Raw genomic sequence first — 13623 nt, forward strand, 5'->3', positions numbered from 1 at the left:
CAGGCGAACGCTCGCGATGCGCGCCGCTGTCACGAATAAGAAAGTGAAAAACGGCGACGAAGCAAGTGCTTGCCCCTGTCTCCATCGACTCTGTCAGATGATTGTTGTAAAGCGATAGGCGGTCGCATCATGGAGAATCCGTGGCCGACATATTTCTATCCTACAATCGTGAAGACCAGGCGACTGCCCGGCTGTATGCCGACGCGTTCGAAGCCGCCGGGCTGAGCGTCTGGTGGGATGTCACGCTGCGGGCCGGCGAAACCTACGATGTCGTGACCGAGACCGCTCTGCGCGAAGCGCGCGCCGTGGTCGTGTTGTGGTCGCCGCGCTCGGTTCTTTCGCGCTGGGTCCGGGCCGAGGCCACTATCGCAGATCGCAACAGGACGCTGGTGCCCGCAATGATCGAACAATGCGAACGCCCCATCATGTTCGAGCTCACCCAGACCGCCGATCTCACCCACTGGACCGGCGACAGCGCCGACCCGGTATGGCAGGCTTTCCTGACAGAGGTGCGACGGCTTGCCAGCTCTTCCACCGACGAGCTTCCCCCCGGTCCGACAAGCGGCTCACCTGTCAGCCCGCCCTCTGAACAGACCCACGAACTTCAATCGATGGCGCAAGCCGCCCCTGCGGCGCCTGCGGACAAGCCGACGCTCGGCAAGCGATCCACGGTGGGCATCCTGCCTTTTTCCAACCGTTCGACCAGCGCGGAAGATGACGAACTCGTCGATGCACTGGTGGAAGATCTGACGGCAGCCATATCGGGCAACTGGGGCTTCCGCGTCCTGAGCTATCGCACGATGGCGCAGTACAAGGGCGAACGGATCGATATCCGACAGATCGCCAGGGATCACGACGTCGATTACATCATGGAGGGCAATCTTCGGCGTTTAGGGGCCAAAGTGCGGATCACCGCGCAACTGGTCGATGCGCAAAATGGCGCGATCCTGTGGACGCAGAAGTTTGATCGCCCGGGCACCGAGTTGTTCGAACTGCTCGACGATATGGTCGAGGACTTCACCGCGCATATCGGAGTGCAGCTCGAGCGGATCGAGCTCGACCGGGCGGTCAAGGCGGAAAAGCCCGATAGCGCCTGGGATGCGCTCAAACGGGCCTGGTACAGCCTGACCCAGACCAATACCGAGAGCATCCACTACGCGATTGCAAATGCGAAAAAGGCGGTGGAGCTCGCGCCCGACTATCCGGTCGCGGTCTCGACGCTCGGACTGTGCCTCGGCATTCTCTACCAGCGCGAGGGGAGCAGCGACGAGGAATTGCTCAAGCAAGCGCTCGAGCACACCACGCGCGCGCTGCAGATGAACGGCCAGCACCACATCGTCCAGTCGCAGGCATCTTTGGTCAAATATTACGCGCAGCAATGGGAAGATTCGTTGAGGCTTGCCGAAGGCGCTTACGAAACCAGCCCCAATTCGATGCAGACGATCCTGGCGCTAGCCGGAGCCTATACCCGCGAAGAGCGCTATGACGAAGCGATGGCCATGATCGAGCGGTTCGAGGCCATGGTCCCGCGCGGCCTTTCCCTGATCTTCGCCCTCATCACCAAGTGCTGGGCGCTTTACGGCATGGGCCGGATCGATGAAGCGATCGAGGCGGCCTCACAGATGCTCAAGCTCGTCCCGTCGGATCACACCGGCCTTATGATGCGCCCCGTCCTCTACGCCGAACGCGGGGATTGGGATCTTGCCTTGCGCGATATTGCAGAGCTCAAGCGCTGCTATCCCGATGAAACTCTCGAGCTGTTTCTCAACACCATCATGACTTCGCGCCTCGCTGACAGCGTGCGCGAGCGCAATGCCGCAATGTTCACCGAACTCTGGAAAAGAGCCGAGGGCCAGAAAGAGGATCAAGCCGCCATGAGCGGCGCCAACATAACAGAATAGAACGGTCGCCCCCCGACAAGAGAATGACTGCGATCCAGCGAGGAGCGAACCCGATGCCAACGCCACCCTTTCCTGCGGCCGAGGACGGCTTTTACCACCCCACCAGCGAAGAGCAGATCATCGAGCTGGTCAAATACGCTGCCGCAAACGGCCTCCAGGTGCGCGCACGCGGCGCCTGCCACTCGGTCGGCTGGAGCATCTTCACCGATCCGAAAAACGGAATACCGGCCAACCAGACACTCGAAGTCAATCCGCCGCCCGATGACAATATCAACATCGCGCTCGACAATATGGTCGGTCTGGTCTGGAGTGAAAAAGAGCCCGGCGTTGTCGAGGTAGAGGCCGGATGTCATCTGGGCCACGACACCAATGATCCTTTCGGCAAATCGACGCTGGAAACCAGCTTCCTGTATCAGGCCTTCCAGGAAGGCTGGGGTGTCAGCACTCTGGGCGGAATCACGCACCAGACCGTGAGCGGCTTTTGCGCCACCGGTTCTGCCGGCGGGTCAACCAGGCACGCCTTCACCGACATGATCGCTTTCCGCGTGGTCGACGGCATGGGCAATGCCGAGTGGATCGAGGAAACGGACGATAGATTTCAGGCGATGATGACTTCGGTCGGCCTGCTCGGCATCGTTACCAAGATCCGGTTCAAGCTAATCCCGATGTATAATATCCGCGGGACAGAAATAACCACCCCGGTCGAAGGTGAGATGACGCCGTTCGACATGTTCGGCCCCGGGGATGCCGACAAGAAGTCGCTCGAAGCCTATTTCAAGGAGCAGGATTACGTTCGTGTCTCGTGGTGGACGCAGCCCGGCATCGAACGGATCCAGACCTGGAGCGCAGCAAAGGTCGATCGCCACGACGAGGATCTCTCGATCTATCGCGAGTTCGAGGACAATTTCTCTGGCTGGAGTGAACAGCTGGCCGGGTCGATCATGTTCGTTCTACTCGGCAACACGACAGATCTCGGCACTATCTTCACACTGCTGCGGAGCAAAGTGTCGCGTTACCTCCTGCTTCTCAGCCGGATGAACCACCGCAAGAATAACGGTATCCTGAAAAGCGCACTCGTGATCCTCGGCGGTCTGGCGGTCGGCGCACTCGCCTTGCTCGTTGGAACGGTGCTCGCACTAATCGAGGGGTCGGCACGCAAGCTCTTTCCCAAGGTGCTTCCCGCCATGCAGCCCGAGCAGAAGGGCAACGCCATGACGCCGATGTTTTTCGACTACTACTGGCGCAGCCTCTGCATGGACAACACCGCCGACGACGTGCTGATGGCGACCGAGTTCACCGAAATCTGGATACCTATCCAGTACACGCAGAAGGTCATGAACTTGCTGCAGGACGGGTTCCGCCCGTCGAACCAGACCACTTCGCATCAGTCGCTCCGGAGTGGATGGTTCGAAATCGAAATTTATCCCGGTCCGCCGAGCAAAGCCTGGATCAATCCGGGATACACCGACGGAAATGACGAATATGCCGAAGGGACGGTTCGCCTCGACATCTACTGGTTCCGCGGCAACCCGGATATGCCGAACACGCGCCACGAGTTCTTCGCGCAATTTTGGGAAAAGTTGAAATCCGAGAAGATTCCGTTCCGCCTGCATTGGGGGAAGTATATCCCAGCCTATGATCTCGAAGAGTGGGCTGCCTACTACAAGGCGAACCTGCCGCGATTTCAGGATTTCCTCGACCTGCGAGCGCAGCGCGATCCGCACAATGTCTTCTTCACGCAGTACTGGCAGTCGCGCCTGCTCGGCAAACCGCTCGATCCGGCGAGTTAGGAGAGCGGTGTCAGGGGGCCTGTAAGCCGGGTTCTGTCCTGCGGCCGATATGCTCGCACATCAGCGCCGCAGGGGCAGCCATTCATCTAGGCGAGGGATTGCTCCCTGCGCTCAAGCAGCCAACCCGGGCCTCTCGGGACGAAACGCCCCTGCCAGCGAACTGGCGCGAGGCCCCTATTTGGCCTTGCTCCGGGTGGGGTTTGCCATGCGGTTTCCGTTGCCGGTCACCCGGTGCGCTCTTGCCGCACCCTTTCACCCTTGCCTGTGAGGTCTCCCTCCATCGGCGGTATACTCTCTGTGGCACTGTCCCTCGGCTTCGTACCCGCGGGCACTCGCCGGGCGGGCGTTACCCGCCACCCTCGTTTCGTGGAGCCCGGACTTTCCTCGGTAGAGCAAGCTCTAACGCGGCTGCCCGGCCCCCTGACAGGTGCGATATAGGCGCGGCACTCGAGAATGGGAAGCGAATGCCGGGTATCAGCGCGCCACGCCGCGATCGCGGTCGAGCAGCAATTGATAGAGGATCGCGCGGACCTGTCCGTCGATCTCTCCGTCGATCTTTTCCGGCCGCCAGCGGCGCTGGAAGGCTTCGACCGCCTTGTGCCCTTGGGTGATGTCGTAGCCGAAGCGTTCGAGCGCGAGATAAAAGGCCGCGTCATTGTCGAACGGATCGCCCAGTTCGAGCTTTTCGGGCCGCGCAAGGCACAGCCCGTATTCGGCCAGCCGCTCCCACGGGAAGAGCTCGCCCGGATCGATCTTGCGCGCCGGCGCGACGTCCGAATGCGCCACCACGTTTGCGCGGGGAATGTCGTATTGCTTCACGATCCGCGCCAGCAGCGGAACCAGCGCTTCGAACTGCGCTTCGGCAAACTCGCGATAGCCCAGCTCGTGCCCCGGATGGTCTAGCTCGATCCCGATGCTTGCCGAGTTCACGTCCTTGTGCCCGCGCCAATAGGATGCGCCCGCATGCCAGGCGCGATATTCCTCTGGGACGAGGCGCGTCACCACCCCTTCTTCGCTGATCAGGTAATGGGCTGAAACCCCCGCATCGGGATCGCAAAGCTTGTCGAGCGCGGTCTCGACCGGTTTCATTTCGGTATAGTGCAGCACCACCATGCTGATCGGCAGCGTGCGCTCATTGTAGTTGGGCGAGAGCCGCTCGTGATGGACCAGCTCGTCCGCCATCGGATCAACCAATCATTCCGGCGGGCTGCGGGAGTACTGCACCAAGGACCAGTGCATCGTCTGTGCGTTTGTATTGGAGGCCACCGCCCGATTCCTCGGCCAGCATCGCGATCATGTGAGCCGCAGCCGTGCGGCTGGAAAGCTCGCCCGGGCTCAGTTCGCCCTGCAGCGCTCGCCCGATATTCTCGTCGAATGCGATCCGCTCGCCAGCGGCACGCACGACGATTTCCGCCGTGCCGTCGCGCATCTCCGCCCCGATATCGAGCGTCCCACCACGGATCAGCGCATCGAGCGCGATATGCGCGAAGTTGAGCATGACCTTCACTGCCGGCTTGGGCAAGTTCGGTGCATCGATCGCCCAGTTGAGCGTGATCGGCTTGCCGTCGGCGGCGAGCGCGTCGATCACCGCCTTGGCCTCGTCCACCGGCACAGCCTCTCCGAACCCGCCGGCAGCACCGAAGGCGAGACGGAAGAACTTGAGCTTGTCGGTCGAGATCTTGGCGCTTTGTTCAAGCAGCTCGAGGCAGCGCTGGCGCATTTCGGGATCGGTTTCTTCCGCCATCAGCTCGAGACCGTTCGACAGCGCACCAACGGGGGACAGCATATCGTGGCACAGGCGCGAGCAAAGGAGGGCAGCAAGGTCGGTCGAAGAAGTCATGAAATCGCGTCAATTCCTACTGGATGGAACACTTGGAACACCGTCCTAATGGTAAACAACGCAGCTCGCCAGTCGTGCGACACCGGATTGCCACACAAAAGGCACGGGTTGGGCGAGAGGAACGGCGCATCGCTGCGGCCTAGTCTTCTGCAAACTGGCAGGAAAGCACCTCGAACCCGTCTGGCATGTCACGCCAGAACTTCACATCTTCGCCCGCGATGATCGCCCAGATGCGCCCGTCTCCCGATGCCATGGCGCGATCTGTAGAGGATGGCACGGCCTCGCCCACCGGATGCGAATGGTAATAGCCGATTACCTCCGGCCCGCCTTTGCGTGCCGCGCGATGCGCATCGATCAGCGCCTGTGGGTCTATCTCGAAGTGCCTATCGGGCGCGGGATGGACGTTGGCCGCAGGGGCAAGAGCGTCGACACGCTCCGCTGTGCCCAGCATGATTCCGCAGCATTCACGCGGATGGGCTGCGCGCGCCTCCGCCCGAAGCGCCTCGATCACATCCCTTGTCACCTCGATATGCATCGCGCATGGGCCTAGCATGAGCGAGCGCGAAGTCATCAATGGCGTTGTCGGCAGCTCGGCGCGCCTCGACAAGGCATTAGCCGACGCGACCGAGCTGTCACGCGCGCGCATCCAGGCACTTATCGCCGAGGGGATGGTCGCGGTCGATGGCGAGCCCGCCACCTCTGCCAAGGCCAAAGTGACCGAAGGCGCGCAATTCGCGATTACCCTCCACCCAGCGACCGAGCCTGAAGCGCAGCCGCAGGACATCCCGCTCGACGTGGTGTTCGAAGACGAGCACCTGATTGTCGTCAACAAGCCGGCGGGCATGGTGGTGCACCCTGCCGCGGGCAATCCCGACGGGACGCTGGTCAACGCGCTGCTCCACCATTGTCGCGGGCAGCTATCGGGTATCGGCGGCGTCGCGCGCCCGGGCATCGTTCACAGGATCGACAAGGACACTTCGGGACTATTGGTGGTCGCCAAGAGCGACAAGGCGCATGAGGGACTCGCGAAACAGTTCAAGGATCACTCGATCGAGCGGCGCTATCTCGCCATCTGCGGCGGCCATCCAAGCCCGCGCGAAGGCACGATTGCGACGCGAATCGGCCGCAGCGATGCGAACCGCAAGAAGATGGCGGTGCTGCCCGATAATTCGACCCGGGGGAAGCATGCTGTGACGCACTACAAGACCCTGAAAACACTCGACTCCTGCGCTCTGATCGAATGCCAGCTCGAAACCGGTAGAACCCATCAGGTCCGCGTTCACTGCGCGTCAATCGGAAATGCGCTATTAGGAGATCCAATCTACGGAAGGACGCCCGCGAAATTACGGCCCGTTTTGAAGAGTTTGGGCTTCGAACGACAAGCCCTTCACGCTGCCTCTCTCGGCTTCGTGCATCCATTGAGCGGCGAATGGCGTATCTTCGAGGCGGAAATGCCCGGCGACATGCAGGAACTGATCGACCAAACCACTCGTTGAAATCGATGAAAGTCACTGCAAAAGGGAGCAGTTGCGTTTATATGTAACCATGTGGCCCGCAACCACGGATGCCCATCAGGGGTCCGATCCGCGAGGTCGACACTAGAAAGGTTTGGGAAGAAGTGAGCAATATCAAATCTGTATCGGTTCCGACGCTTGGCGGTGAGCAGAGTCTCAACCGCTATCTCGCCGAAATCAAGAAGTTCCCCGTGCTGACGGCTGAGCAGGAATACATGCTCGCCAAGCGTTACGAGGAACACGAAGACCCCGAAGCAGCAGCGCAGCTGGTCCAGAGCCACCTCCGGCTCGTGGCGAAGATCGCCATGGGCTATCGCGGCTATGGCCTGCCCGTTTCCGATCTCATTTCGGAAGGGAATGTGGGCCTGATGCAGGGCGTCAAGAAGTTCGAACCCGATCGCGGTTTCCGCCTCGCGACCTACGCGATGTGGTGGATCAAGGCCTCGATCCAGGAGTTCATCCTGCGCAGCTGGTCGCTCGTGAAAATGGGCACCACCGCCGCGCAGAAGAAGCTGTTCTTCAACCTCCGCCGGATGAAGAAGCAGCTCGAAGCCTATGAGGACACCGACCTCAGCCCCGAAGACGTGACCAAGATCGCGACCGACCTCGGCGTGCCCGAACAGGAAGTCGTGAACATGAACCGCCGCATGATGATGGGCGGCGACGGGTCATTGAACGTGCCGATGCGCAATGGCGAAGAAGGCTCGGGCGAGTGGATGGACTGGTTGACGGACGATCGTCCGCTGCAGGACGAGACCGTCGCCGATGCCGAGGAATCGAGTGTCCGTCACGAAATGCTGGTCGAGGCGATGGAAAGCCTCAACGACCGTGAGAAGCATATCCTGACCGAACGCCGCCTGACCGAAGACCCGCAGACGCTCGAAGAGCTGAGCCAGGTTTACGACGTCAGCCGCGAACGCATCCGCCAGATCGAGGTGCGCGCCTTCGAAAAGCTGCAGAAGGCAATGCAGCGCATCGCTGGCGAGCGCCTGCTTCCGGGCATCGCCTGACGCAGACTTCGCGTGAAGATTCGATCCTCCCGGACCAAGCGTTCGGGAGGATTTTCTTTTGCGCGCTGTCCAGCTAATCCGCGCTGATGATCCGCACCGTAGCCTTCTTCGTCGCCAAGCTGATCCTGTGGTTCGTGGGCCTCAGTCTCGCCCTCGTACTGCTGTTCAAGTGGGTGCCCGTCCCGGTCACGGCGACCATGCTGATGGACGAAAACGGCATCACGAAGGATTGGGAATCTCTCGGCAGCATTGACCGCAACATGGTGCGCGCAGTGATCGCGGCAGAAGACAGCAAGTTCTGTTCGCACAACGGCTTCGATGCAGAGGCAATCGCCAAGGCCGCGGCGCAGAACGCACAGGGCGGGCGCATTCGTGGTGGCTCTACGATCACCCAGCAGACCGCCAAGAACGTCTTCCTGTGGCAGGGCGGTGGCTATTTCCGCAAAGGGCTGGAAGCCTGGTTCGCCTTCCTGATCGAGAACATCTGGGGCAAGCGCCGCATCATGGAGGTCTATCTCAACGTCGCGGAAACCGGCATCGGGACATACGGGGCGGAGGCGGGCGCACAGCGCTATTTCCAGCACACTGCCGCGCGGCTCACCACGACAGAGGCGGCGCGCATGGCGGCCGCCCTCCCCCTGCCCAAGAAGCGCGCCGTCACCAACCCGAGTGGCTGGCTCGCACGCCACGGGAACACTATCCGTCAACGCATGAACGTGGTTGCAGGTGACGGATTGGATTCCTGCGTCTACGAGTGAGAACAATGGGTTCGACGCACTCTCACGCGCATGATTCCGGTCATGGCCAAGGGCACTCTGATCGCCACGGTCATACGCACGGCCATGGACACAGCCACGCACCCAAGGATTTCGGCACCGCCTTTGCCGTAGGGGTCTTGCTCAACACCGCCTTTGTCATAGTCGAGGCGACGTACGGCATATTGTCCGGGTCGATGGCGCTGGTGGCGGATGCGGGCCATAACCTGTCGGACGTACTCGCACTGATCCTCGCCTGGGCAGCCAGCGTGGCTGCGAAGAAGCCCGCCTCGGCTCGCTTCACCTATGGCTTCAAGAGTTCGACGATCCTCGCAGCGCTTGCCAATGCGCTGCTGCTGGCTATCGCGATCGGCGCGATCCTGTTCGAGACGGTTCACCGCATGCTCAATCCCGCGCCGGTCGAGGGCATGACCATGATCGTCGTCGCTGGAATCGGCATCCTTATCAACACCGGCACAGCGCTGATGTTCATGCGCGGGCGGCATGATGACCTCAACGTGCGAGGCGCCTTCCTCCACATGGCGGCAGACGCGCTGGTCTCGGTCGGCGTGGTCGTTGCCGGCGTGGCGATCCTGCTTACCGGGCAGGTGTGGATCGATCCGCTCACCAGCCTCGTGATCGTCGCGGTAATCGCCTGGGGCACCTGGGGCCTCGCCAAGGACAGCATCAAGATGGGTCTGCTCGGCGTGCCGGAGGGGATCGATGAAGCCGCCGTACGCGCCCATTTCGAACAGCTCGAAGGCGTTGCGGCGGTGCATGACCTCCATATCTGGCCGATGTCGACGACGGAGACTGCCTTGACTGCACATCTCGTAATGCCCGCGGGCCATCCGGGCGACGCGGCAATCCGCGCGCTGTCAGATCAGCTGGAGCACGACTTTGCCATCCATCACACGACGATCCAGGTCGAAACGACCACCGGCCGGGAGATGTGCTGCTGATGGCTGATAGCGCAACCGACGCCCGCGAACGGCTCAAATCGGCGATGGCGCGACTCGCCACAGGCGACAAGGCCGCGCTCGAACAGGTCTACGAAGCGACGCGGTTGAAACTTTTCGGCATCTGCTACCGTATCTTGGGCGATCGAAAGGAGGCCGAAGACGCCTTGCAGGACGTCTATCTCAATCTGTGGCAACGCGCCGACCGTTATGACCCGGACCGGGCCAGTCCCATCAGCTGGCTCGCTACGTTCGCGCGCAATCGCGCAGTCGACCGGTTGCGGACGGGCAAGGTGCGCGCAGGCAGCGTCGATATCGACGAGGCTGCGCCAGTGCCCGACGCTACGCCGCTCGCCGATGCGCAAATGATTGATGCCGAGCGCAGCGCGCGTATCCATCACTGCATAGAAACGCTGGACGCAAAACAGCGCGACAGCATTCGCACCGCTTTCTTCGAAGGGCGGACCTATGCCGAGATCGCCGCGAAAACCGATGTGCCGCTCGGTACCATGAAGAGCTGGATCCGGCGCGGGCTCCAGAAACTGAAGGATTGTCTGGAGGCGGGCGAATGAACGACGAGACCATGCCTCCCGATATGCCGGCGGACGATTTGATGGCGGCGGAATATGCCCTGGGCTTGCTCGAAGGCGAGGAGCTGCTGACCGCGCGCGGCCGGCTTGCGCGGGAACCCGATTTTGCGGACGCCGTCGCACGCTGGGAAGATCGCCTCGCACCGATGCTTGACGAGATCGCGGGCATGGAGCCCGGACCCGAGCTGTGGCAGCGCATCAAGAGCGCGATCGACAGGTCCGGTGGCGAAGCGCCGAGCGCCGAGATCATCGCGCTGCGCGGAAAGGTGAAGCGCTACCAGTGGGCGACAGGCATCGCCACTGCCGCAGCCGCCGTAGCTTTAGCGTTCGTCGCTCTGCCGCAAGGGCCGCAGCCGGGCCCCGGTGAACTTACACCGGCTCCACAAAACCAAGCTCCGATGATGGCGGCGAACTTCCCCATCGAGGGGACGCCGCTACGCCTGGACCTCACCTATATGCCCGACAAGGAGAGTGTGCTCGTGACCGCCATCGGGCTGACGCCGGACGGTGTGCATGACCACGAGATCTGGCTCGTGCCCGATGAAGGCGACCTCATTTCCTTGGGCGTCGTGACCCCGGGTGAAGTGCGCGCACATTCGGTCCCGACCGAAGTCGCCGAGAAGATCCACTCCGGTTCTCGGCTGTTGCTGACCCGCGAGCCGCTGGGCGGCAAGCCCGAGGGAGAAGCCGCCGGGCCGGTCGTTTCCGAAGGCGCTTTCGACGTCATCTAGAAAAATCTCGCCCGCGCTGCATCCGCATCACGGTCGCTTTCGTAACTCCTATCGCAAGCAGGACGGGGCTTGATCGAGAAGGAGAATACGATGCGTAATTCAAACAAGTTCAAAGCCGCCGCTCTCGCCGCGGTCATAGCAACGACCGGCTTTGCGGTCGCGACGACCGCTCCGGCATCGGCGCATAACCACATGGAAAAGAAGGCCGAGAAAGCCCAACCCAACATAGTCGAAGCGGCGATGTCCACCGGCGTGCATGACACTCTGGTCGCTGCCGTAAAGGCCGCCGACCTGGTCGATACGCTTTCCGGTCCGGGCCCGTTTACGGTTTTTGCCCCGACCGACGATGCTTTCGCGGCGCTGCCCGACGGGACGGTTGCCGGCCTGCTCGAACCTGAAGCGAAGGATCAGCTTACGACAGTGCTGACCTATCATGTCGTGTCAGGCCGCGTGCCTGCCGCCGCATTGAGCCAGGCCATTCGTAGCAATGACGGTAGCTACAGCTTTGAGACGCTGGCCGGAGCTGAACTGACCGCCAGCATCGACAGCCACGGTGCAATCATCATCACCGATGCGGCCGGCCGGACCAGCAAGGTCGCTCAAGCCGATGTCAAAACGACCAATGGCGTCATCCACGTGACCGACGGGGTCTTCCTCCCCGGCTGATCCGCCCATTCCCTCCCGCGTGGCCCTCTTGTTTCCCCCTTCCGGGGTCGCGCAAAAAAGAACCCCGCCTGGCTCCATCCTCCTGCCGGGCGGGGTTTCTATTTCTGGCGTCTGGCCCAGTGATCGGTGAGCCAGAGGACGAAGAATTGCGCCGCGACCAGCGTGATCCCGCCTATCAGCGCGCCTGTAACCGGGCTGCCATTGCGGTGCTCCGGCGGAACTCCCTGCGGCACGAGCGCGAGAACCACCAACACCGCCGAAAACAGCACCGGCAGCATCCACACCATCGTGCGACGCGGCGCCATGCGCGTCACGCGTCCGCGAAAATCGAAGTGTCCCGGAAGCTCTTTGAAGCGCGCGAAACGGCGGCTTGCCCACACACCCGAGGCGAGCAGGATAGCTACGAATGGCAGGGAAACGAAAAGCGGCGTGAAATCCATTCTACGCCGCTCTCCGGTTAATCAGGCCGCTTCTTCCTTGGCCGAGTCGTCGTCATTGGCGAGGACCCGGATCGGCTCCTTCTTCCCTTCGACAACATCCTTGTCGATCACGATCTCGGTTACCCCGTCCATGTCGGGCAGGTCGAACATCGTATCGAGCAGGAGGCCTTCGACGATCGAGCGAAGACCGCGAGCGCCCGTCTTGCGCTTGATCGCACGTTCGGCAATCGCCTGAAGCGCGTCTTCCTTGAAGGTCAGTTCCACGTCTTCGAGCTCGAAGAGCTTGTGGTACTGCTTGACCAGCGCGTTCTTCGGCTCCTGCAGGATGGTCACCAGCGCATCGACGTCGAGGTCGTGCAGCGTTGCGATCACCGGCAGGCGGCCGACGAATTCGGGGATCAGGCCGAACTTGAGCAGATCTTCCGGCTCGCTCTTTTCGAGCAGTTCGCCGATGCGGCGCTTGTCCGGATCGGCGACATGCGCGCCGAAACCGATCGAACGCTTCTGCAGGCGGTCGGCGATCAGCTTGTCGAGACCCGCAAAGGCGCCGCCACAGATAAACAGGATGTTGGTCGTGTCGACCTGCAGGAACTCCTGCTGCGGATGCTTGCGCCCGCCCTGCGGCGGAACCGAGGCGGTCGTACCTTCCATTAGCTTGAGCAGTGCCTGCTGCACGCCCTCCCCCGAAACGTCGCGGGTGATGGAGGGATTCTCCGCCTTGCGAGTGATCTTGTCGATCTCGTCGATATAGACGATGCCGTGCTGCGCCTTCTCGACATTGTAGTCGGAAGCCTGCAGCAGCTTGAGAATGATGTTCTCGACGTCTTCACCGACATAGCCCGCTTCGGTCAGCGTGGTCGCATCGGCCATGGTGAAGGGCACGTCGAAAGTGCGCGCCAGCGTCTGCGCGAGCAGCGTCTTGCCCGACCCGGTCGGGCCGACCAGCAGGATGTTCGACTTGGCCAGTTCGACATCGCCGGACTTGCCGCTGTGCGCGAGCCGCTTGTAGTGGTTGTGCACTGCGACCGAGAGCACGCGCTTGGCGCGGTCCTGGCCGATCACGTAATCGTTGAGAGTCGCGAAGATTTCCGAAGGCGCGGGAACTTCGCCTTCCTTGCGGCCGCCAATACCGGCCTTGGTCTCTTCGCGAATGATGTCATTGCAGAGCTCTACGCACTCATCGCAGATGAATACGGTCGGGCCCGCAATGAGTTTGCGCACCTCGTGCTGCGACTTCCCACAGAAGCTGCAGTATAGGGTGCTCTTGCTGTCAGTACCGCTCAATTTGGTCATTCCTGCGTGTCCCGATCCCTGCCAGCGCGTAATTGGCCGACTCTATCTAGGGATCATTATGAATCAATATATAGGTGTAGCTTTTCCGCCTTACGGCTAGCTGAAGCGCTAAATTTGGTGCTTCAGAAGGGGTT

14 protein-coding genes and 1 other RNA gene are annotated in these 13623 nt (G+C 61.6%); 9 read left to right on the forward strand and 6 right to left on the reverse strand.

What is annotated here, in order from left to right; all coding sequences use genetic code 11:
• Positions 1–140: 140 nt before the first annotated feature.
• A complete protein-coding gene (locus CCE89_RS03465) occupies positions 141–1901 on the forward strand; it encodes a TIR domain-containing protein (RefSeq protein WP_086436608.1) in 1761 nt (586 codons plus the stop codon).
• A gap of 53 nt (positions 1902–1954) precedes the next feature.
• On the forward strand, positions 1955–3691 hold the full coding sequence (locus CCE89_RS03470; RefSeq protein WP_086436609.1) for an FAD-binding protein: 1737 nt from the start codon (positions 1955–1957) through the stop codon (positions 3689–3691).
• Between the two features lie 6 nt (positions 3692–3697).
• Here the strand turns inward: CCE89_RS03470 and rnpB are convergent.
• From rnpB to CCE89_RS03490, 4 genes are all read right to left on the reverse strand, one after another.
• An RNA gene (rnpB, locus tag CCE89_RS03475) (RNase P RNA component class A) lies at positions 3698–4115 on the reverse strand.
• Between the two features lie 50 nt (positions 4116–4165).
• Positions 4166–4873: an N-acetylmuramoyl-L-alanine amidase gene (locus CCE89_RS03480; protein WP_086436610.1), complete on the reverse strand. Its 708-nt coding sequence runs from the start codon at positions 4871–4873 to the stop codon at positions 4166–4168.
• Between the two features lie 4 nt (positions 4874–4877).
• Complete coding sequence (locus CCE89_RS03485) at positions 4878–5531, reverse strand: histidine phosphotransferase family protein (RefSeq protein WP_086436611.1); 654 nt, start codon at positions 5529–5531, stop codon at positions 4878–4880.
• A 139-nt stretch (positions 5532–5670) separates the two neighbouring features.
• The gene (locus CCE89_RS03490; RefSeq protein WP_086436985.1) at positions 5671–6066 is read right to left on the reverse strand and encodes a M67 family metallopeptidase; all 396 of its coding nucleotides are present in this window, start codon (positions 6064–6066) and stop codon (positions 5671–5673) included.
• Between the two features lie 16 nt (positions 6067–6082).
• Here CCE89_RS03490 and CCE89_RS03495 point away from each other — a divergent pair, with 16 nt between their 5' ends.
• The 7 genes from CCE89_RS03495 to CCE89_RS03525 all read left to right on the forward strand — a co-directional run bounded on the left by CCE89_RS03495 (position 6083) and on the right by CCE89_RS03525 (position 11756).
• Positions 6083–7027 carry an RluA family pseudouridine synthase gene (locus CCE89_RS03495; RefSeq protein WP_086436612.1) on the forward strand — a complete coding sequence of 315 codons (945 nt, stop codon included), beginning with the start codon at positions 6083–6085 and terminating at the stop codon, positions 7025–7027.
• Positions 7028–7095: 68 nt separating this feature from the next.
• Entirely contained in the window at positions 7096–8055 is a 960-nt protein-coding gene (gene rpoH, locus CCE89_RS03500; protein ID WP_407640386.1) for an RNA polymerase sigma factor RpoH, read from the forward strand.
• 86 nt (positions 8056–8141) lie between these two features.
• Entirely contained in the window at positions 8142–8813 is a 672-nt protein-coding gene (mtgA, locus tag CCE89_RS03505; RefSeq protein ID WP_086436613.1) for a monofunctional biosynthetic peptidoglycan transglycosylase, read from the forward strand.
• A 5-nt stretch (positions 8814–8818) separates the two neighbouring features.
• The gene (locus CCE89_RS03510; protein ID WP_086436614.1) at positions 8819–9772 is read left to right on the forward strand and encodes a cation diffusion facilitator family transporter; all 954 of its coding nucleotides are present in this window, start codon (positions 8819–8821) and stop codon (positions 9770–9772) included.
• Positions 9772–10341, forward strand: a complete 570-nt coding sequence (locus CCE89_RS03515) for a sigma-70 family RNA polymerase sigma factor (protein ID WP_086436987.1) — start codon at positions 9772–9774, stop codon at positions 10339–10341. Before CCE89_RS03510 ends, CCE89_RS03515 begins: the two co-directional genes overlap by 1 nt.
• Positions 10338–11090 carry an anti-sigma factor gene (locus CCE89_RS03520; protein ID WP_234989918.1) on the forward strand — a complete coding sequence of 251 codons (753 nt, stop codon included), beginning with the start codon at positions 10338–10340 and terminating at the stop codon, positions 11088–11090. Before CCE89_RS03515 ends, CCE89_RS03520 begins: the two co-directional genes overlap by 4 nt.
• A gap of 90 nt (positions 11091–11180) precedes the next feature.
• The gene (locus CCE89_RS03525; protein ID WP_086436989.1) at positions 11181–11756 is read left to right on the forward strand and encodes a fasciclin domain-containing protein; all 576 of its coding nucleotides are present in this window, start codon (positions 11181–11183) and stop codon (positions 11754–11756) included.
• 98 nt (positions 11757–11854) lie between these two features.
• Here the strand turns inward: CCE89_RS03525 and CCE89_RS03530 are convergent, their stop codons facing one another.
• Positions 11855–12196, reverse strand: coding sequence for a hypothetical protein (locus CCE89_RS03530; protein ID WP_086436615.1), 342 nt, complete (start codon positions 12194–12196; stop codon positions 11855–11857).
• Between the two features lie 21 nt (positions 12197–12217).
• Positions 12218–13489: an ATP-dependent Clp protease ATP-binding subunit ClpX gene (clpX, locus tag CCE89_RS03535; RefSeq protein WP_086436616.1), complete on the reverse strand. Its 1272-nt coding sequence runs from the start codon at positions 13487–13489 to the stop codon at positions 12218–12220.
• Between the last annotated feature and the right edge of the window lie 134 nt (positions 13490–13623).

Source organism: Altererythrobacter xiamenensis (genome assembly GCF_900177715.1).
Lineage (GTDB): Bacteria > Pseudomonadota > Alphaproteobacteria > Sphingomonadales > Sphingomonadaceae > Erythrobacter > Erythrobacter xiamenensis.